The organism is Corallococcus macrosporus DSM 14697, from assembly GCF_002305895.1.
Lineage (GTDB): Bacteria > Myxococcota > Myxococcia > Myxococcales > Myxococcaceae > Myxococcus > Myxococcus macrosporus.
Map to the genome: position 1 here is coordinate 308,255 of NZ_CP022203.1, position 19,072 is coordinate 327,326.

The following is a 19,072-nucleotide window of genomic DNA, read 5'->3' on the forward strand; positions in this document are numbered from 1 at the left end:
GATGTGCCTCTACCCGTACGAGTTCTGCCAGGTGCCTTCCACGAACGCGCGGCGGATGAACATCACCTGCGCGAACCAGTAGCCGTCCGGGTGATAGACGACGTCGTAGCTGAGCCACCAGTTTCCGTTGTCGCCTTGCTGCCAGACGATCTTGATGCCATGTGAATCATCGCGAGAGGTTTTTCCATAGAAGCCAGCGAGGACGGGGACCCAGTCATTCATGCTGTATCCCGTGTCGTAGGAGTCGGCGCTGGGGTCGGGGGTGTAGGTCTCGCACACCATGGGTTTCCCATGGGGCGTCTTGAAATCTCCATTGACCTGGAGGTCTCCAGTGACGCTGAGATTTCCGCTGGTGTCGATGGTGACGAGGGCATTGCTGTTGTTCGTGTAGAAATGAAGCGCGTGGTTGGACTTGGTGCCAAGCCATCCGCCCGTGTCGTCGATGAAGGTGGAAAGCTCCACGCCGTCGCTGACGTGCGCGATGCCGAAGCGCGTCGACTGCACCGTGAGGGGGTAGCCTGGGCTTGTGGTGCCAATGCCGAGTTTGCCGTCAGCGCTGACGGTGGCGAGGGCATTGCTGTTGTTCGTGTAGAAATGAAGCGCGTGGTTGGATTTGGTGCCAAGCCATCCGCCCGTGTCATCGATGAAGGTGGAAAGCTCCACGCCGTCGCTGACGTGCGCGATGCCGAAGCGCGTCGAGTTCACCGTGAGGGGATACCCAGGGCTGTCGGTCCCCAAGCCGAGCTTCCCGTCGGAGGTGACGGTCAGCTTGATGTTGGTGTCCTTGTCGCGAAGGCGCAGGAGGTTCTCGTCGCCAGGGCTCTTGTCGACGTTGGGGTACAGGTCGATGGGGCCGTAGCTCTTGATGTTGCCGTCGACGCGCAGGTCGCCACCCACGACGTGGACCCGCTCCTCGGGCGTGGTGGTGTTGACGCCCAGCTTGCCGTCTTTGTCGATGGTGACGCGGGCGTCGCTGCGGCCTGTATAGAAGTGGAGCGAGTGGCTGGAGTGGGTGCCAATCCAGCCGCCCGTCGTATCGACCCAGGTGGCCAGCTGGACGTCGCCGTTGATGTGCGCGATGCCGTATGAAGCGGAGTCGACCGTAAGAGGAAACCCAGTGGGCTTGTGGGTCCCGATGGCGAGCCGCTGGAGCGTGGCGTCGCGGTAGAGCGCGGGCGCCTTCTGGAGCAACGCGGTCAGTTCGCCGTCCCCGTAGCCGGGCAGGCTGAGGAACCTCAGCCGGATGGCGCTCTGCCCGATGACATGCCCCGTGACGAGGTTGGAGATGGGGATGTCGAGTGCCTCGCCCGGAGCGAGCGAGGTCTTCGAGCCCGCGGGAGAAATCGTCCAGGAGAGCGGATCGGTATTCCTCTGGATGGACCAGTCCGAGGACCAGCTGCTGACGATGCCCGAGCTGTCCGCCTTGCCGGGAATGTAGGCGGCCTGAAGCTGGGCGCCAGTGGCGAGCGCCCAGCTGTCCGAGGTGTTGCTGGACGAGGCGAAGGAGAGGACGAAGCGCACCGGCGTGTTGCCGGAGTAATCGCCACCCCAGAAGGGCGGGGGATCCTGATGCCCGCCCACATGCGTGCCTCCTCCCGGAGGAAGGTCAAAGCCGCCGTTGCCGCCGTTGCCGCCGTTGCCGCCGTTGCCGCCGTTGCCGCCGTTGCCGCCACCGCCGGTTCCTGTCGCATCCGACAGGGCCCCTGGCGCGAGCAGGAGGGCCGTCTCGCCCAGGTTGATGAGGCGAAGCGAGACGTAGTTCTGCGCGGCGCCGTCGTTGAGGATGACGTTGGACGTGGTGACGAAGAGCCCGAGCGGAGGCGCGGCGCTGCCCCCCGTGTTGACGAGGTCCAGGGCCTTGGTGGCCTCCAGGGCGTACTTGTCGCCGTGGCCGTGAATCAAGACGCGGCCGGTGTCATCGGTGGGCGCGAAGCGCACGAACTTCAGCGTGTCTCCCTCCTCCTTGGCGTCATTCCAGGAGAACTTCACGACGCCCGGGCGCGTCCCCGCCGTGGTGGTGGCGGCGAGCTTGCGCAGCGCGAGCTGGAACGCCTGCCCAGGCGCCAGCGTCAGCTCCTGGCCTCCCGTGTAGAGCAGGTAGAGGGAGCAGCCCGGGAGCGGATCGCCCTGGGTGTTGGCGTGGTCCTTGCGGGCCAGGCTCCACTGCGGGTTGGCGACGAGCTCAACCTGGCCAAGCTGGGCGAGCGTGTCCGGGTCGAAGTAGAGCTGGAAGTGGAAGTTGGCGTCGCTGGCGGTGGTGTCGGCCGGAGGCAGGAGCGTCAGGGACGTCGCCATGTCCGTCAGGCTGTCCACGGAGATGCTGAGCACGTCCGTGTCGGCCGGCGCGTCGGAGAGGAAGAGCAGGTTCACGAGCGCGTTCTTCGTGTCCTGCGCGTTGGCGCCCAGGGGGCGGTAGAACGTCACGTCGAAGGTCTTCAGTGCCATGGGGTCTTTCGGTCCTGGGTGGGGTGTTTCAGGGCTTCGTGGGCGTGAGCTTCAGCCAGCCTTCGCAGAGCACCTGGGCGCCGGAGAGGCGCGCCGAGGCCTCCACGGGGGCGAACCCGGTGGTCTCCGACCAAGCGCCTTCCCGGCGCGACAGCCAGGACCAGGCGTAGCCAGCCTCCTGGGGCAGGGGGATGCGGAGCTGTGGCGGCGCGTGGGAGTTGTCGTACTCGGCGCGGGGCGTGACCAGCGGTGCTGACAGGAAGGTCACCGAGATGGCCTGGAGCGCCGCCGCGTACTGGTCCGGCGGGATGGAGAGCGCCTTCGTCGGGAAGATGCCGGATGTCGCGTGCGTCTTGCCACGCGGGTCCACCAGCATCACCAGCGTCCGAGGCCCCGAGCGTGGCGACAGCTCCAGGTTCACCGGCGTGTCCCGCGCGGTGACGATGCGCCGCGAGGCGGCGTCCTTTCCGGAGAAGCCCTCCAGGTCGCTCTGGGGCGCGTAGAAGGTCGCGGACTCGTAGCCGCCCCCTTCCAGCTCGCGCCAGTAGCCGGCGACGCCGTCGTTGTACTGGCCGTACTCTCCAATGCGAACGGGGAAGGCCACCTGGTCGAAGGCCTGGGTCCACCGGTCCGGGCTGTCGGTGATGGGCGTCACTGCCTCAATGCCCTGGCGCTCGTTGTGCGCCAGCTCGGCCACGGTGGCCGCGAAGGTGCTCCACGACTTGTCCCGCTCGGGCAGCCCCTGGAGCTCCAGGCCCACGGAGGCGCGCACGAGCGCCAGCGGACGGCCGATGAGCAGCGCCAGCGCCTGGTGCTGGGAGAAGTCCTCGGGGTCGCTGCGCTCGATGGCGTCGTTCAGCGTGTCGAGGAACGCGCGGATGAAGTCGCGCCCTTCCGCTCCCGCGCCGCGCGTGAGGTGGCTCACCAGTTGTTGCAGGTGGGGGTTGGGGAGGCTGCCCACGTCGAGCGGGTACTCGCTGCCAGGCGCGGATTCCCACCGCCCCTCTTCGTCCACGAGCCCCAGGAGCGTCCCGCTGGCGTCGTAGACCATCAGGCTGCTGTCCAGGTTGTTGGGCAGCACCCAGCCGCACAGGGGCGACGTCGCGGGATGCGAGTTCATCTCCAGGTCGTCCCGCCCATCCACGGGCGTGGCGGACAGCCACCGGAAGGCGAGCCGGGCCGGCTGCGCCAGCCGGGGCTCCAGCCGGACGCGCCAGTCGGTGGCGGTGTAGCGCCGCAGGGGCATCAGCTCCGTCGAGCACAGGGTGCTGCCCTGGTCCGGGCGCGTCTCCAGGTCGTTGTACTGGCCGAAGGTGTCCACCAGGTGGAGGCCGCTGAGCCGCAGCTCGCCACCGCGGATGGGCGTGAAGTCCGCATCGGGCGCGGAGGATTGGAGCAGCGCGTCCCGCACCGTCCCCGCGACCTGCGTGGCGAGCTGGTCCGAGTCCGAGTCGCCGTTCGGGTCGGTGATGGGGAGCTGCATCACCCGCTGGTGCATCACCAGCGCGTCGTTGAAGCCGGACAGCGTCTGGGACAAGCAGGGCATGTCCTTCAGCCGCGCGTAGGACTTCAGGGCGGTGACGATGGGGTCCTGCGCCTGCGTCGGCGTATAGCGGCCGAGCACGGCGCCCAGGTCCTGCGTGTCCAGCGCGTCGCAGGCCTGCTCCACCGTCAGGCCACGCAGGCCGCTGTCGAGCGGAGGCGGGAGCTGCGAGGCCTGCTCCACCAGGTATCCGGCAATCCACCGCTGGAGCTGGGTGCCCGCGTGGCCGCTCAGCAGGCTGAAGCCCCGGTAGGGGCGCGCGCCCTGGGTGAAGTCATCCTCGTGCCCCGCGTCGAGCGCCAGGTCCACGGCGTCTCGCGCGAGCGTGTAGCGCCGGGTGAGGGTGTCGGGCTCGAAGCGCTGGTCCTTCGCCGCCAGGGGGAAGAACTCCACGTCCCACTCCAGCATGAAGGGGTTCCACGGCTGGCGGGTCCAGTCCGTGAAGCCCACCCGGTCCTCTCCCTGCGCCGGGGTAATGCCATCCAGGATGGCGCGAACCCGCTGCTGGAGGTCGCTGCGCCGGGGCAGGTCCTGGAGCGCGGCGTCCTCGATGTCCGTCAGGAGCTGGCACTCGAGCTGGCCGTCCTCGTGATTGCGCCCATCCTGTCCGTGCCTCAGCGTGGGGCGCACGGTGTCGCCCATCATGAGGACGACAGGGTCATTGGGCTGCCAGTAGCGCGGCTGGGGCGTGACGCCCAGCTCGAAGTCCGTGGAGACGGCTTGCACGGCGTCGCGGAGGGCGTTGATGGCCGTGGCGAGCTGTGTGGCGAGCTGCGTGGCGAGCGGCGGGATGTAGAGGTTCATCACCCCGTCCTCCACCTTCACCCGGTACGTCACCGAGCCGTCGATGATGCGCCACTCCTTGCCTTCGTCGGAGCCGCCAGCCGTCTGCTGCGGCTGCTGCACGCGCACGGAGTCGGAGAGCGTCAGGCCGCAGTTGGTGAACTCACTCTTCCAGTCCGAGGCCTTCAGCCTGGATTGCTCGAGGGCCCTCTTGTAGTCGTCGTACCATTCGTTGCTGGTGGAGATGATGGAGAGGCCCACCTCCAAGGGGACGCCGCGCACCTGGCCCGTCGCCGTGTCCCGCTGCCACTGGAGCACGCCCGCCAAGGTGATGGCCGTGCGCAAGGGGGTGAGGGCGCTGTCGATGACCGCGGAGGACGCGTCATCGATGTCGACATGGATGGGCTCATCCTCCTGGAGCCCCTCCGGGTGCCGGCAGTGCATCCAGATGGACCAGTCGTTGAAGAGCCGCGAGCTCATGGACGCGATGGCGTCGCGCGCCCGCTGGTAGGCGTCTTGTTGCTCGTTGATCAGGTTGAGCTGGTGGGCCAGCGCGTCCGGGAGCGTGGCCTGCTCCTGGGGCGGCTGGGACGTGGGGCTGCGCTGACGCACCGTCCACAGCAGGCCGCCGCCCCGGGCGGTGAAGCCCTCCGCGTGGCGGACCTCCCGCAGCTTCGCGTGGACGTCCACCGTGTGCTGCTGCAACTGCTCCCGGTATTGGAAGGACGCGAGCTGCTCCTCAAAGAGGGGCTTGCTGTTGGCGTCAGGCGCGAGCTGGTCCGCGAGGTAGGCCGCGAGCGCCTGCGTCCCCGTGTGGCCCAGGGCCAGCGCGACCTGGTTCGCGCTGGCGGCGGGGTTGGTCTGGGCCGCGTCGCGGAACGTCAGCCGGCTGTAGCAGAGCGTGCGTTGGGGGAAGTCATTGGCGCCCAGCGTCACCGTCCACGCGAAGTCGTCCTGGAGCGCCGCGAGCCGCTGCTGCGCATCCGCGGGCGACTGGCCGCAGAGAATGGCCAGGCAGTCCTGGGCCGGGTCGGCGTACCAGCCGGTGACCTCGTATTCGAGACCTCGTGGGTTGTTCCACGCCGCGGGGTCGGTGTCGCGGAAGCCGAACACGCTGAAGCAGTTGGGATAGAAGGCCGCGAAGGTGCTCTGCACCGGGTCCAGCGTCCGGACCCACTCGGAGGCGCCTGTCGCGGTCAGCGCGAGCTGGAACTGGCCCAGGTATTCGGCGCTGGCGTCGCTCGGGCTCCACTGCTCCGCGGGCACCTGACGCCCCAGGTGACGGAAGGGCTGATAGGGGCCGGTGAAGGGATGCGTCGCGGGGAAGGGGACGGTCACCGCGAGCGGCTTCGCGTCCTGGAGGATGGAGAGGTCCGGGTACAGGTAGTCACTCTCCACCACCCACTGGCGCTCCACCTGTCCGCCGCGGCGGCGGGTGACGAGCCACCGGTTGGGGACAGGGGGAAAGTGCCGCTGGCCCGCGTCGTCGTCCTCGCGGCTGTGGGTCAGCGCATCCGGCAGGGCCCAGTGCAGATGGATGCCCGCGGGCAGCCGGAGGAGGCTGCCCGACAGCGGCGGCGACAGGATGCTGGTGCTGAGGTTGGGACGCGAATCGCTGAGAGGGAAGAAGTGCGCCTCTCCGCTGTCGTCCTTGTAGACGAAGGGCTGCCTTTCGTAGTCAGCGAGCGCTTCCCGGACGTTCGTGTCCGACGTCAGGCAGAGGGCATCCAGGTGCAGGGGGACCAGAAGTGCATTGGGCATGGCGTTCCCATCCGGGGGACACGGCTCACGCCGTGACTCCGGAGGCCCAGAGCAATCCTCGCGCCGTGGTCAGACGACGCACTCGCGAGCGCAAGCGCGCGGAATGAGGCGCCGTGCGGCGCGGCGTCGCGTGGCCTTGACGCGTCAGCGTGCGGGAGTACGCGTCAATGAACAGTGGAACGCGGTGATGGAGACGCAGCGGCGCCGCACGCCGGCTGCCATGTCCGCCAAGGCGCCTCTGCAAACAAGCACCGCGGGTGTGGATGGGCCCGCGCGGTGGCGCGGGCGGAGACGCTCGCCACCGCGCGTGGGCGCGGGACTGTCACACGGGTGACGGGGCGCCCTGTCCGGATGGGTGCTCGGTGATGGGCAGCAGCCGCGAGGCCAGCCCCGCGAGGAGCGCGTCCTCCGTCAGCGCCACGGCCGCGTCGGGCACGCCCAGCTTCTTCGTGGCGGTGCGCCGCAGTGAATAGAAGGCCCAGCTCGACGCCAGCGCCGCCAGCGCGCCCAGGGCCGCCGCCGCGAGCCGCCTGCCGCGCTGCTGCTCCGTCGCCACCGCGGCCGCGGCCAGCGCGCCCGTGAGCATCCGGCCCGTCAGGGGCACGACGGTGACGCGCGAGGGCGTCATGGGCAGCTTGTCGCCGATGAGCTCACCCACGGTGAGCAGGCCCAGCACGCGCGGCGTCCAGGGGTGCGCCAGGATTCTGGCGAGCCGGTCCTCGCTGCCGGGTTGAGTCCTGTTCAGCCAGCGGCTCGCGAGCGTCGGCGCGCTCATGCTCCGCATCCCCGCCAGGATGCCCAGCCCCAGGGCCGTCAGACTGTGTCCTCGATTCATGGCCTCTATCTCCTCCTCCAACTGCGTTTCTCGCCGCCCTGGCGCCCGCTGCGCGTAGAACTGGACCGGGGCTGTCTTCAGCGCGTGGCCCGAGTGCTCCAACTGGCCGCTGCGCACATGTTCTCCGATGAGCTCCGGGTGCTTCAGCACCAGCTCACGCAGCCTCACGTGCGTCAGCCGGTGCCACGCGCGCTGGTAGCGGGGCGCCACCATCATGAAGCCCAGCCGGCTCCACCAGTTGGGGAACTGGCCGGGGCGCCAGGCCGCCTCGATGTGGAAGCGCACCGCGCCCGTCTCATGGTCCTTGCGCAGCAGGAACCACTCGCGCCCGGCCTCGATGTGGCCTTGCAGCGTCTCGAAGCTGAAGCCGAAGACGCTGCACACCTCGCCGTGCTCCTTGCGCGTGCCGCCCACGCGCGCGCCGCACAGGTAGCGGAGCTGCTGCCCCAGCGAGCGCAGCTCCAGCAGCACCGTGCGGCCGTGCAGCGGCTCCTGGGCGGAGAAGTGCCAGGCGACGATGCGCGGGTCCGAGAAGTCGAAGGTCTCCAGCACCTGCTGGGCGCGCTCGAAGAGGCCACCCGGCACGGGGCGGCCCGGGGCCTCGTGGCCGAGCACGCTCTGGGAGTGGACCTGGCTCCAGCCCGCGTCCAGCGTCATCTCCCCGGAGACCTCCGGGAAGTTGCGCTCCAGCGTCCGGGCCCTGGCCAGCCGGGGCACCATTTCCTCATCCGTCCAGCCGGAGAACCAGCGCCACTCAATCATCGTCGTCATTCTCCCCGCGCCACGAAGGTGGGCCCGTGGACGGTGTCGCCCCCGGGCGGTTCGTCCTCCAGCTCGGTGGTGTCCGCGTGGATGACGCCCAGCACCCCGGCGCCGGCCGTCAGCGCGGCGCGCAGGACGAACTCGGTCCAGGTGTTGGTCTGCATGGCGTCTCCGGCGGTGACGAAGCCGAGGTAGTGGAACGTCGAGCCGGAGCGCGCCCGGCTGCGGATGTGGAAGATGACATCGCCGCGGCTGTTCCGGTAAGCGCCGAAGGTGATGCGCCCCGCCTCCGGGTGCCCGTGGAGCGTGCCCAGCGTGAAGCTCTGCGCATCCCGGTGGATGACGCGCACGGCGAAGGTGCCCGCGCCTTGAATCTTCACCGTCAGCTCGTCGTCCAGCTCCAGCGGCTGGCCTTCGCGGTGCTTGTGCCGGTGCTCGAAGACGCACAGCTCGGTGGGCGCGAACTCGGCGAAGCGCACGGCCACCCAGCGCATGAGCTCCTGGGGGGAGACGCGACAGTTTTGGATGACGGCCCAGTAGTCGCGTTGGAGCAGGGGGCCCGCGCCCGCTTCGGGGAGCTGAAGCTCGCCTGATTGGTTGGCGTCTGTGTGCATGGACTCGCTCGCCATCTCGCCCTTTGCCTCCATCGGTCACACCATGATGGGGACCTCTCCGCCGGGCTGCATGGCGCCGCCCGGGGATGAGCGAGGCATGCGGCGGGCCTGCCTGCCCGCCCTGGGAGGGAGCATGGAGATGGACGTCAACCCGGCGAGCCGGGCCTCGGAGCAGGACTACATGGACGTGCCCCCGGTGGTGCGCGCGGAGCACGCCGAGGCGTCACTGACGCGCTTGATTGAACAGCAGACGGCGAAGGTGCCCTCGCACGTGTTCCTGGTGGCGAGCCTCGCCGCGATGGGCGCTTCCTTCGTCCTGGAGCTGACGGGCCGCTCGCGCCCCAGCCGCTTCATTGGCCAGTGGGTGTCGCCCCTGCTGGTGATGGGCGTCTACAACAAGCTGGTGAAGATTTTCGGGCCGCGGTGAAAGGCAACGCGGCTCCGTGCCTCCACTTCAAACAGGGTAGGGTCCGCTGTCGATGCGTGCCCATCCTGGCTTGGCCCTTTTGCTGCTTGTCGCGTTTGGGTTGGGCTGCGCTACCACCGCAAAAACTCCCATTCAGCGAGGCGTTCACGCTGCGGAAGATGAGTGTTCCGCTCCGCATGAGGACGGTTGCGTCAATCTCCTTTGCGACGGAGATGCATGTGGTTTCTACCGCTGCGAGGACCTTCTCGGTGAAGTGGAGTTGGCGCGCTTTCCTCCCGCGCGGCCGCCCGTGGCCGCGGCAGCACCCGGCCGCGGTCCTCGGAGAAATTGGGGGGCCGGGCAGCAGCTTCCACGCGGGGCTGTCATGGTCTTCCCCAACCGGAATGGTGGTGCCTCGCGTGTCATCCCACCGTCGCACCGTCTAACGCCCGGACGCTGGGAGAAGCACCACATCTTCCCGCAGGCAGAGGACCTGGCGCGATGGTTCGAAGGACAGGGCATGAAAATCCACAGCTACACCATGCCCATTCCTCGTGACGTGCACCGGCGGATTCACGGGCCTCACGGCAACGGTGGCGCGTGGAACAAGGCCTGGCGTGACTTCAGGGACCGGAACCGGAACGCGAGCGCAGAGGAGATTTTCAAGCATGCGGGAGAGTTGATCCACCGCTTCGACCTCATCGGAGGGCCCATCCAGCCCCACTATTCGCGCCCAGACGCGTAAGGACCCATGACCCGATTCTTTTGGCTGCATGATGATGATGCGGCGACCGCCGCTTTCAGTGGGAGCTTCAACGCCACGCACAAGTGGAGTCTGCCCGGCGTGAAGTGCCCCACCTGTGGCGCGACCTGGAGTGCCTGGGGGAATCACTATCCTCTCGTGGACCTGTCGCGCCTGCCGGAGCATGCGGCATTCGAGCAGGCCCGACCGGAGCCGTTCATCGAGTTCTCCCGCCTTCGAGAACGGGTACGCCCCTTGGCCCCTCCTGGAGCGGTGCTCCCGCCTGGCGCGGCCTTCGGTCCATTGGTTGGCACCGCGTCAGGCGAATTCGGTCCATTCACATGGCAGGGAACTTCGCTCCTGCTCGTGCGCCGCGATGCGATGGAGCGCTTGCAAGCCGAAGGCGTGCGCGGGTTGCTCGGTGGCCGGACGGAGTTGCGATTCCGCAAGAAGGCGCCGCCGGAGTTGCTGGACCTTCAACTGGAGCCACGCGGGCTGCTCCATCCGGATTGCATCCCTGCCGGTACGCCTCCGCCGTGCCCGACCTGTGGACGGCATGCCTTTGCTCGGCCCGATGAGCCCATCCTCGCAGCGGCTTCGCTCCCGACGGACGTGGACGTGTTCCGGCTCGAGAACTTCGCGACGATGATTGTCGGGACCGAGCGGTTCGTTGATGCGGTGAAGCGCCTCGAACTGCCGGGAATCGCCTGCCGGGAGCTCCCTACCCGCTGACCTCGACCACGCCCAGCGGCAAGCCCTGTCCATTCACCAGGGCTTCGAAGCGGTGCGGTCCGGCGTAGTGCTTGCGCGTGGTGAGCTGCGCGAAGGAGACGCGCTTGCCCACCGTCTCCGCCTGCCCCGGGCCAAGCAGCAGCTCCTTCACCTTGAACACCTTGGGCTTCGCCTCGCCGTTGGCCTTCTGGAAGTGCACCGCCAGGTCCACCACCAGCGTCTGCGGCTGCTGGGAGCGGTTGGCCACCTCGAAGTGGACCTCCACGGTGTCACCCAGCGCCGCGCGGCGGGGGAGCTTCGTCACCCGCGCCTCGATGCCCGACGGCGGCCGCGCGCCCACCACCGCCAGCGCGGCGGGCTCCCCGCGCTTGATGGCCGAGCGCAGCGCGTGGCGCACCAGCCACTCCCGCTCCGGCGGGGCGCCCTTCATCCACCGCGTCGCCACCTGCACCAGCAGGGCGGGGTGGTCCTTGCCCATGTCATTCAGGTTGTTGGCCACCGAGCGGCGCACGTACAGCGCCGGGTCGTCCTTCAGCCGCTCCAGCAGCGCGAGCACCGGCGTGGGGTCCTTCTGGAACGCGCGCAGCCGCGAGGCCCACGGCAGGCGCGTGCGCGTACCCTCCGACACCAGCCGCCGCACATGCTCGCTCGGGTCCTCCGTCCACTCGCGCAGCCGGCCCAGCGTCTTCGCCGTGTGCCGCTCCAGGTAGGGCCGGATGGAGAACTCCGCGGTGAAGCGCTGGGTGAGCGCGTGCTGGGCGCGCATGGACGGCTCGAAGTGCTCCAGCCCGTGCTCCGCCACGTACATCGTGTGGGGCAGGTAGAAGAAGGAGGCCATGGCGCCGCCCTCCGTGACTTCCGCCCGGGGGCCAAGCGAGCGCAGCAGCACCTCCACCGCCTCCGGGTAGTCCTGGGGCAGCGCGCGGTGCAGCGCGCCAGCGATATGACGCGCCCGGTCCATCAGCTCATGGCTCTCCAGGCCCTTCGCGGCCTCCCGGACGAAGGCGGCGCGAGGGAAGGAGGGCGCCGCGGCGTGGAGTGACGCGGCGAGGCGCTCGACGAGCCGCGCGTCGAAGAAACTCTTGAGGTGGTCCGCCATGGTGCGTGCATCCTGGCATGGGCTCCCCGGCGCATCAGCCCCATGTGCGTGCCAGGAGGCGGCGGTGGGCAGGCGGCCGGACAACGGTGGACTGGGCAGTCCGGGGTGGCTCTGCTAGGCCCTCGGCCCGTGGAGAAGCGAATGGGCCAGCACGGGAGTCCGGACATGCGCGGCAGGCCCGTGGGGACGGAGCCCCGCTCCTTGCGCGAACAGCTCGCGGACGTGCCGGATTCGCTCGCGCTCCTGGAGGGGCTGTTCACCCATTCACCCGTGCCCTACGCCGTCTTCACCGCGGACGGCCACTGCCTGCTCACCAACCCCGCCTTCCTGGCGATGTTCGGCGCCGCGCCGCCGCCCGAGTACAGCCTCTTCAAGGACGAGCTGCTCGCGGAGCTGGGCTACGGGAAGCTGCTCCTGCGGGCCGTGTCGGGCGAGCGCGTCCAGACGCCGGTGTTCTGGTACGACGTGAAGGACTTGGAGCACGTGCGCGCGCCCGCGGAGGCCAGGCGCATCGCCATCTCCTGCACCGGCTTCCCCCTGGTGTCCGCCAACGGCGGCGTCACGCACATCGCCGTGGCCTACCAGGACATGACGGCGGAGCTGGCGGCCCGCGAGGCGGCGCAGGCGGAGCGGCGCAACCTGCTCCAGGTCTTCACCCAGGCGCCGGTGGCCATCAGCGTGCTGCGCGGCTACGCGCTGCGCTACGAGTTCGCCAACCCGCTGCTCCAGAAGCTCATGGGCGGCCGCGAGCTGAACGGGCGCACGCAGGAGGAGGCCATCCCCGACCTGTCACCGGAGCTGCTCAGCCTCCACCGGAGCGTCTTCGAGACGGGCGAGCGCGCCATCGCGCAGGAGTGCCCCGTCACCATCGACTACGAGGGCGCCGGCCGCGTCGAGACGAAGTTCTGGAACATCATCTTCGAGCCCCTGCGCGACGAGCGGGGCCAGGTGGATGGCCTGGTGACGTTCGCCTCCGACGTCACCGAGCAGGTGCTCGCGCGGCAGGCCGTGGAGAGCCAGCAGAAGTGGCTGGAGGCCGTGCTGGACCTGATGCCCATGCCGGTGGTGATGGCGGACCCGGCCAGCGGCGACCTCAACTTCTCCAACGCCGCGGCGGACCGGCTCTACGGCGGCCACATCCCGAGGGACGTGCCCGCCACCGCGTACGGTGAGCACTTCCACGTCACGGACCTGGCGGGGCGGCGGCTGCGCGTGGACGAAATCCCCTCCACCCGCGCGGCGCGGGGCGAGCGACTGGACGGCCTGGAGGTCCTCTGGCACACGGCCGCGGGCCAGTTCGCCCTCAGCATCTCCTCGGAGACGCTGCCCGCCATGCACGGCCACCCGTCCGTGGTGGTGATTCCCTTCCTGGACATCACCCGCCTCAAGACAGTGGAGCAGCACCTCCAGGAGGCCGTGCGCGCCCGCGACGAGTTCCTGTCCGTCGCCAGCCACGAACTGAAGACGCCGCTGACGTCGTTGGGCCTGCGGCTCCAGTCCTTCGCGCGCGCCATCCAGGCGGACCCGGCGTCCGCGCTGGCCCAGCGTCACGGGCGCGAGGTGGAGGTCATGCGCCGGCAGATGACGCGCCTGTCGGAGCTGGTGGACGGGCTGCTCGACGTGTCCCGCATCAGCACCGGCCGGCTGAAGCTCCAGTACGAGCCGGTGGACCTGTCCGCGCTGGTGAAGGAGGTGGCCGCGCGCTTCGAGCTGGAGGCGGCACGCGCCGGCTGCACGCTGCACGTGACGCACGCGGAGGGCCTGCGAGGGGCGTGGGACCGGCTCCGGCTGGAGCAGGTGGTGTCGAACCTGTTGTCCAACGCGCTCAAGTACGGCGCGGGCGCGCCCGTGCACGTCGAGGTGGCGCCCGGGGGCCTCGGCGCCCGGCTGTGGGTGAGGGACAGGGGCATCGGCATCGACCCGGAGGCCCACGCGCGCATCTTCCAGAAGTTCGAGCGCGCCGTGTCCGAGCGGAACTATGGCGGCATGGGCCTGGGGCTGTACGTGACGCGCACGCTGGTGGAGGCCCTGGGCGGCACCATCCAGGTGGACAGCCGGCCCGGCGAGGGCGCCACCTTCCGGGTGGAGCTGCCGCTCCAGCCCGCGAGATAGGTCCCCCGCCCAAAGGGCGGAGAGGTTATACGGAGGGGGCCGTGCGCCTCCTCGCGCTTCACGTCCACGACTTCCGCAACCTCCCCCAGGTCCAGCTTTCGCCCAGCGCCCACGCCACCATCGCGGTGGGGCAGAACGGGCAGGGCAAGACGAACCTGCTGGAGGCCCTCTACTTCCTGGCCACGCTCAAGCCCCTGCGCGCCGGGCGCCTGTCGGAGCTCGTTCGCTGGGGCTCGCAGGGCGCGCGGGTGACGGGGCGCTTCCTCCTCAAGGGCGCCGAGCGCGAAATCGCCGTGGAGGTGGGTGGCGGCACGCGCCAGGCCTTCGTGGATGGGAAGAAGGCCGCCAGCCTGGAGGACTACTTCGGCGGCGTGTCCGTGGTGGCCTTCACGCCGGATGATTTGGAGGTGGTGAAGGGCGGGCCGGACTCGCGGCGCGGCTTCCTGGACCGGGCGGTGTTCAACCGCTTCCCCGCCTTCCTGCGCGAGAGCCGCGAGTACGCGCGGGCCCTGAAGAACCGCAACCGCCTGCTGCGCGAAGGCCACGCCGTGGACGCGGCGTACCTGGAGGCCTACGACGAGACGCTGGCGAAGGCTGGCGCGCGCATCTACTCGCGGCGGCGCGCGCTGATGGCGGAGCTGGCGCCCAGGGCCCAGGCGACCTTCGCCTCCATTGGCCGCACGGTGGACCCCGCGAACTATGGCTACCGTCCCGCGCACCTGGAGGGGGACTTCGCCGCGGCGGATGAGGCGGCGCTGGCCGCCATGCTGCGCGAGGGCCTCTCCGCGCGGCTGCGCCGGGACACGGAGCGGGGCTTCACCTCCGTGGGGCCGCACGCGGACGACGTGTCGGTGACGCTGGGTGGCCGCAGCGCGCGGGCCTACGCGAGCCAGGGACAGCAGCGGGCGCTGGTGCTCGGCTGGAAGATTGCCGAAATCGAGAACCTGGAGGCCGCCATGGGCTTCCTGCCGCTCTTGCTGCTGGACGACGTGTCGAGCGAGCTGGACCCCGAGCGCAACGCGTACCTCATGGGCTACCTGGCCAGGAGCGGCGCGCAGGTGGTGCTCACCACGACGGACGGCTCGCTGGTGCGGGGCGCGGCGGCGGACGACACGCTGTGGCTGGACGTGCACGGCGGACAGGTGGCGGTGCGCGCGGACGCCGGGCCGCCCCCCGCCCCCTGAGTCACGGCGTCACGCGCCGGCGGTGCCAGGGCCAGTGGATGTGGAAGCGCCGCGCCGCGTGGTGCGGCTCGTCGCCCGGTGCCACGTGCTGGAAGAAGGGGAAGCGGTACTCCGCCCAGAGCACGCCATACGCCACGGCGAAGAGGAAGGTGGCGACGGGCAGCCACCACGGCGTTCCCACGGCGAGCGCGATGATGGTGAGCACCAGCAGCGCGGCGCCGATGCCCAGCGACACCTCGCGCAGCCGCTTGGATTCGCTGAAGGCCAGCCCCATGGACACCACCGACAGGAGCAGAACGGGGACGGCCAGCCAGTAGCTGTGCCGCGTGTACAGGTTGGCGATTCCCAGCAGGAAGAGGCCGAGGCCGAATATCGCGAGTCCTCCGTCCATGGGTTCCTCCTTGTCCTTGATGCCGGGCGGCGTGCGTGTGTCGGGACAAAGCTGGGGCCGTGCGGTGTGGCTGGGGACTGCCCACGGAGGGATGCCCGCGTGAACCGGCTGGTGCCGTGGCGGACGGACGGCGCCTCCCGCATGGCGGGAATGTGACGCGCCCGGGGGGACTCAGAGGTGTGACAGTGGACGTTTCCCCCCTACCGCGCGGCGTGGAATTCCTTGCAGGTGCGCCACTTGTGACGCATGACTCGGGCGCAGGGCCGGAAGAGAGCCACGAAGAACGGTGCCATGCCGCGGATGACGTTGCTGTGCCTGCTGGTGGTCATGCCCCTGCTGGGCTGTCACCGGACGACGTTCGAGGATTCGGTCCTCTCCAAGCCCGCCGTGCGCTACCGCATCGGCACGCTCCCCGCGTATTGGAAGCAGGTGTGGCTGGAGGACAACGACCTCGCCTTCGCCGAGGAGGGCACCGGCCGCGCGCTCTCCGTCAACGCCACGTGCAAGGGACATGACGACCCGTCGCTGGAGGTGCTCACCCGGCACCTGCTGGCGGGCTTCACGGACCGGCAGGCGCTGGCCGAACAGCGCATCCCCATGGACGGCCGCGAGGCCCTGCGCAGCCGCTACCTGGCGAGGATGGACGGCGTGCCCGTGCGCTTGGAGCTCGTGGTGTTGAAGAAGGACAACTGCGTGTTCGACTTCACCTACGTGTCACCGCCGGGGCTCGCGGACGCGCGCATGGCGGACTTCGACGCGCTGCTGGCCGGCTTCCACCTGGAGCGCAAGGGATGACGACGCGGCAGCCCGAGGTGGGCTCGGAGGTGGGCTCGGAGGCTGGCTTGGAGGCGGCCTCCGGAGCGCCGAGCCTGATGGACCGCCTGAAGGAGCGGCTGGAGTCGCTGGGCGCGCTGTCGCGGATGACGGGGCAGGTGTTCAGCCGCGCGGTGCGTCCGCCCTATGACTGGCGGGGGCTCGTGTACCACACGGAGTCGCTGGGCGTGCGCTCGCTGCCCATCGCGCTGCTCACCGCGATGTTCGCGGGGCTCGTCATCTCATTGCAGTTCGGCTACTTCCTGGCGCGCTTCGGCGTGCAGTACACCGTGGGCCGCGTGGTCATCCTCACGCTGTTCCGCGAGCTGGCGCCGGTGCTCACCGCGCTCACCGTGGGCGCGCGCATCGGCAGCGGCATCGCCGCGGAGCTGGGCGCCATGACGGTGACGGAGCAGGTGGACGCCATCCGCGCGCTGGGCGCGGACCCGCTGCGCAAGCTGGTGGTGCCCCGGGTGCTGGCGTGCCTGATTGTGCTGCCGGTGCTCACCGTGTTCGCGGACGTGGTGGGGCTGGTGGCGGGCGCGCTGGTGGTGAACGTCCAGTACGCCATTACCCTGAACCTCTTCTTCCAGGGCGCGCTGGACGCGGTGCTGATGCAGGACTTCGCCTCCGGCGTGTTCAAGGGCGCGGTGTTCGGGCTCATCGTCGGCCTGGTGGGCTGCTTCCGCGGGCTCACCGTGGAGGGCGGCACGGAGGGCGTGGGCCGCGCCACCACCCAGACGGTGGCGACCACGTCCGTGTCCGTGTGCCTGGCCGACTTCTTCATCACCCAGCTCACGCTGGTCCTGTGACGCGCCATGCGCTCCTCGTCCCAGACACCTGCTGAGTTCCAGTTCCAGCCGCCCCGGCCGGGCGAGCAGCTCATCTCCTTCGAGCACCTGACCAAGGCGTTCGGCGCCAAGCGCGTCTACGACGACATGGATTTGGACGTGCGCGCGGGGGAGACGCTGGTGGTGATGGGCGGCTCGGGCACGGGCAAGAGCGTGCTGCTCAAGTGCCTCATCGGCCTGCTGACGCCGGACACCGGCCGCATCCTCTTCCAGGGGCATGATTTGACGCGCTTCTCGGAGGAGGCGTTCATCCCGGTGCGCCGCCACGTGGCCATGGTGTTCCAGGGCGCGGCGCTCTTCGACTCGCTCAACGTGGGGGAGAACGTGGCCTATCCGCTGCGCGAGCACTTCCCGGACATGCCCGCCGACCAGGTGCGCGCGCGCGTGGCGGAGAAGCTGACGCTGGTGGACCTGCCCGACACCGAGCACCTGATGCCGTCGGACCTGTCGGGCGGCATGCGCAAGCGGGTGGGGCTGGCGCGCGCCATCGCCACCGAGCCGGAAGTCATCCTCTGGGACGAGCCCACCACGGGCCTGGACCCCGTCACCACGCAGTCCATCAACGTGTTGATCAACTCGATGAAGACGCGGCTGGGTTGTACCTCCATCGTCGTGACTCACGACATGGTGAGCGCGTTCACCGTGGGAGACCGCATCGCCATGCTGGCCAATCGGAGAATCGTGCAGGTGGGCACGCCGCGGGAGATGCTGCGCTCCACCGTGCCGGAGGTGCGGGCCTTCCTGGACGCGCGCCGCGTGGAGCTCTATCCGGAGGGCACGCGATGAGCCCGTTCTCTCCCGCTGGGACGGAGCGCCGCCTGGCCCTTCGCGCGGGGCTCTTCGTCGCCATCGGCCTGGCGGTGGCCCTGGTGGTCGTCATGGTCATCGGGCAGCAGTCGCGCCTCTTCCAGCGCAAGACGACGTACCGCGCCTACTTCAGCAACGTGCAGGGCCTGAGTGACGAGTCGCCTGTCTGGCTCGGCGGCCTCAACGTGGGGCGGGTGACGGGCATCGTCTTCTCGCCGGACCCGAAGGACCCGCGGCTGGAGGTCCAGTTCCAGGTGTCCACCCGCTACACGGACCGCGTGCGGCAGGACTCGGTGGCGCAGCTCTCCAGCATGGGGGTGCTGGGGGACAAGGCCGTGGACATCTCCCTGGGCAGCCCCACGGCGCCGCTGGTGGAGCCGGGTGGGGTGCTGAAGTCCTCCTCGAGCGGAGACCTGGGGGCGCTGCTCAACGGGGCCTCGCAGGTGATGGAGAACTCGGTGGCCATCAGCAAGTCGCTGCGGGCGGCGGTGGAGACGTACGCCAACCCGGAGATGGCCGAGGACGTCACGCGCGGCGTGGCGGCGCTGCGGGCGCTGCTGGAGGAGGTGGAGAAGGGCGACGGCGTGCTGCACGCGCTCATCTACGACAAGGAGGCCGGCCGCGAGGTGCGGGGCCTGCTGGCCAACGCGTCCAACGCGGCGGCGCGGGTGGATGGCGCGGTGGGGGAGCTGGAGGGGATTCTGCGCGAGGTGCGCGCGGGGGACGGCACGGCGCACGCGCTCATCTACGGCCAGGATGGCGCGAAGGCGCTGACGGAGCTGGGCTCGGCGGCGGGGCAGCTCGCGGGGCTCATCGAGGACGCGAAGAAGAGCCCCAACGGGGCGGTGCACCAGTTGGTGTACGGCGACGCGAGTGGCATGTTCGCGGACCTGGGCGCGGCGGCGGCGGACCTGAAGCAGATTACGGCGACGGTGGCCAAGGGCGACGGCACCGTGGGCGGGCTCATCAGCGACCCGACGGTGTACGAGGACCTGCGGGAGGTGCTCGGCAACGTGAAGCGCAACCGCATCCTCCGGGCGCTGGTGCGCTTCTCGCTGAGCAACCGGGAGGACCTGGACCAGGTGGGCAAGGTGGAGGGCGGGGCGCCGCGCTCCGAGGCGCCCGCCGCGGCTCCGGCGCAGGCGGCTCCCTCTGGGATGGAAGGAGCTACGTCCCCATCGAAGTGACGCTG

The 19,072-nt window shown here is 69.8% G+C and carries 15 protein-coding genes; 9 read left to right on the top strand and 6 right to left on the bottom strand.

Annotation, left to right across the window (positions count from 1 at the left end):
- Positions 1-9: 9 nt before the first annotated feature.
- The 4 genes from MYMAC_RS01310 to MYMAC_RS01325 all read right to left on the bottom strand — a co-directional run bounded on the left by MYMAC_RS01310 (position 10) and on the right by MYMAC_RS01325 (position 8,743).
- Positions 10-2,445 (bottom strand): hypothetical protein, encoded by a 2,436-nt coding sequence (locus MYMAC_RS01310; RefSeq protein ID WP_095956736.1) that lies wholly within the window; start codon positions 2,443-2,445, stop codon positions 10-12.
- Positions 2,446-2,473: 28 nt separating this feature from the next.
- Positions 2,474-6,532: a hypothetical protein gene (locus tag MYMAC_RS01315; protein ID WP_095956737.1), complete on the bottom strand. Its 4,059-nt coding sequence runs from the start codon at positions 6,530-6,532 to the stop codon at positions 2,474-2,476.
- Positions 6,533-6,854: 322 nt separating this feature from the next.
- Positions 6,855-8,138, bottom strand: a complete 1,284-nt coding sequence (locus MYMAC_RS01320) for a DUF1990 family protein (protein WP_239989267.1) — start codon at positions 8,136-8,138, stop codon at positions 6,855-6,857.
- Complete coding sequence (locus tag MYMAC_RS01325; protein WP_238539933.1) at positions 8,135-8,743, bottom strand: DUF1990 family protein; 609 nt, start codon at positions 8,741-8,743, stop codon at positions 8,135-8,137. The genes MYMAC_RS01320 and MYMAC_RS01325 overlap by 4 nt, the downstream gene beginning before the upstream one ends.
- On the opposite strand from MYMAC_RS01325, the gene MYMAC_RS01330 reads away from it, so the two are divergent.
- The 3 genes from MYMAC_RS01330 to sitI6 are packed head-to-tail and all read left to right on the top strand — an operon-like array spanning position 8,742 to position 10,623.
- A complete protein-coding gene (locus MYMAC_RS01330; protein ID WP_013936581.1) occupies positions 8,742-9,170 on the top strand; it encodes a hypothetical protein in 429 nt (142 codons plus the stop codon). The genes MYMAC_RS01325 and MYMAC_RS01330 overlap by 2 nt on opposite strands.
- Before the next feature lie 52 nt (positions 9,171-9,222).
- Entirely contained in the window at positions 9,223-9,894 is a 672-nt protein-coding gene (gene sitA6, locus MYMAC_RS01335) for a SitA6 family polymorphic toxin lipoprotein (RefSeq protein ID WP_095956739.1), read from the top strand.
- 6 nt (positions 9,895-9,900) lie between these two features.
- Positions 9,901-10,623, top strand: coding sequence for a SitI6 family double-CXXCG motif immunity protein (gene sitI6, locus MYMAC_RS01340; protein ID WP_043709611.1), 723 nt, complete (start codon positions 9,901-9,903; stop codon positions 10,621-10,623).
- Here the strand turns inward: sitI6 and MYMAC_RS01345 are convergent.
- Positions 10,613-11,722, bottom strand: a complete 1,110-nt coding sequence (locus tag MYMAC_RS01345) for a DNA alkylation repair protein (RefSeq protein ID WP_095956740.1) — start codon at positions 11,720-11,722, stop codon at positions 10,613-10,615. The genes sitI6 and MYMAC_RS01345 overlap by 11 nt on opposite strands.
- A 165-nt stretch (positions 11,723-11,887) precedes the next feature.
- On the opposite strand from MYMAC_RS01345, the gene MYMAC_RS01350 reads away from it, so the two are divergent.
- Together MYMAC_RS01350 and recF are read left to right on the top strand one after the other, a co-directional pair.
- Positions 11,888-13,834, top strand: a complete 1,947-nt coding sequence (locus MYMAC_RS01350; RefSeq protein ID WP_239989268.1) for a PAS domain-containing sensor histidine kinase — start codon at positions 11,888-11,890, stop codon at positions 13,832-13,834.
- 41 nt (positions 13,835-13,875) lie between these two features.
- A complete protein-coding gene (gene recF / locus MYMAC_RS01355) occupies positions 13,876-15,018 on the top strand; it encodes a DNA replication/repair protein RecF (protein WP_095956741.1) in 1,143 nt (380 codons plus the stop codon).
- A gap of 1 nt (position 15,019) precedes the next feature.
- On the opposite strand, the gene MYMAC_RS01360 is transcribed toward recF, so the two are convergent.
- Positions 15,020-15,409, bottom strand: a complete 390-nt coding sequence (locus tag MYMAC_RS01360) for a hypothetical protein (RefSeq protein ID WP_013936576.1) — start codon at positions 15,407-15,409, stop codon at positions 15,020-15,022.
- A 291-nt stretch (positions 15,410-15,700) separates the two neighbouring features.
- On the opposite strand from MYMAC_RS01360, the gene MYMAC_RS01365 reads away from it, so the two are divergent.
- Genes MYMAC_RS01365 through MYMAC_RS01380 form a run of 4 tightly spaced genes read left to right on the top strand, consistent with a single transcriptional unit; the run spans position 15,701 to position 19,067 of the window.
- On the top strand, positions 15,701-16,204 hold the full coding sequence (locus MYMAC_RS01365; protein ID WP_204817317.1) for a hypothetical protein: 504 nt from the start codon (positions 15,701-15,703) through the stop codon (positions 16,202-16,204).
- Positions 16,201-17,034 carry an MlaE family ABC transporter permease gene (locus MYMAC_RS01370; RefSeq protein WP_095956743.1) on the top strand — a complete coding sequence of 278 codons (834 nt, stop codon included), beginning with the start codon at positions 16,201-16,203 and terminating at the stop codon, positions 17,032-17,034. Before MYMAC_RS01365 ends, MYMAC_RS01370 begins: the two co-directional genes overlap by 4 nt.
- Positions 17,035-17,040: 6 nt before the next feature.
- The gene (locus MYMAC_RS01375; protein ID WP_095956744.1) at positions 17,041-17,859 is read left to right on the top strand and encodes an ABC transporter ATP-binding protein; all 819 of its coding nucleotides are present in this window, start codon (positions 17,041-17,043) and stop codon (positions 17,857-17,859) included.
- Complete coding sequence (locus tag MYMAC_RS01380) at positions 17,856-19,067, top strand: MlaD family protein (protein WP_095956745.1); 1,212 nt, start codon at positions 17,856-17,858, stop codon at positions 19,065-19,067. The genes MYMAC_RS01375 and MYMAC_RS01380 overlap by 4 nt, the downstream gene beginning before the upstream one ends.
- Positions 19,068-19,072: the final 5 nt, after the last annotated feature.

What these genes read in the sequence shown, in the direction of transcription:
- MYMAC_RS01325 (WP_238539933.1), bottom strand. Translation starts at nt 8,743, where the DNA reads ATGCACACAGACGCCAACCAATCAGGCGAGCTTCAGCTCCCCGAAGCG.
- MYMAC_RS01310 (WP_095956736.1), bottom strand. Translation starts at nt 2,445, where the DNA reads ATGGCACTGAAGACCTTCGACGTGACGTTCTACCGCCCCCTGGGCGCC.
- MYMAC_RS01315 (WP_095956737.1), bottom strand. Translation starts at nt 6,532, where the DNA reads ATGCCCAATGCACTTCTGGTCCCCCTGCACCTGGATGCCCTCTGCCTG.
- MYMAC_RS01360 (WP_013936576.1), bottom strand. Translation starts at nt 15,409, where the DNA reads ATGGACGGAGGACTCGCGATATTCGGCCTCGGCCTCTTCCTGCTGGGA.
- sitI6 (WP_043709611.1), top strand. Translation starts at nt 9,901, where the DNA reads ATGACCCGATTCTTTTGGCTGCATGATGATGATGCGGCGACCGCCGCT.
- MYMAC_RS01330 (WP_013936581.1), top strand. Translation starts at nt 8,742, where the DNA reads ATGGACTCGCTCGCCATCTCGCCCTTTGCCTCCATCGGTCACACCATG.
- MYMAC_RS01320 (WP_239989267.1), bottom strand. Translation starts at nt 8,138, where the DNA reads ATGACGACGATGATTGAGTGGCGCTGGTTCTCCGGCTGGACGGATGAG.
- MYMAC_RS01350 (WP_239989268.1), top strand. Translation starts at nt 11,888, where the DNA reads ATGCGCGGCAGGCCCGTGGGGACGGAGCCCCGCTCCTTGCGCGAACAG.
- MYMAC_RS01380 (WP_095956745.1), top strand. Translation starts at nt 17,856, where the DNA reads ATGAGCCCGTTCTCTCCCGCTGGGACGGAGCGCCGCCTGGCCCTTCGC.
- sitA6 (WP_095956739.1), top strand. Translation starts at nt 9,223, where the DNA reads ATGCGTGCCCATCCTGGCTTGGCCCTTTTGCTGCTTGTCGCGTTTGGG.
- MYMAC_RS01370 (WP_095956743.1), top strand. Translation starts at nt 16,201, where the DNA reads ATGACGACGCGGCAGCCCGAGGTGGGCTCGGAGGTGGGCTCGGAGGCT.
- MYMAC_RS01365 (WP_204817317.1), top strand. Translation starts at nt 15,701, where the DNA reads ATGCCGCGGATGACGTTGCTGTGCCTGCTGGTGGTCATGCCCCTGCTG.
- MYMAC_RS01375 (WP_095956744.1), top strand. Translation starts at nt 17,041, where the DNA reads ATGCGCTCCTCGTCCCAGACACCTGCTGAGTTCCAGTTCCAGCCGCCC.
- MYMAC_RS01345 (WP_095956740.1), bottom strand. Translation starts at nt 11,722, where the DNA reads ATGGCGGACCACCTCAAGAGTTTCTTCGACGCGCGGCTCGTCGAGCGC.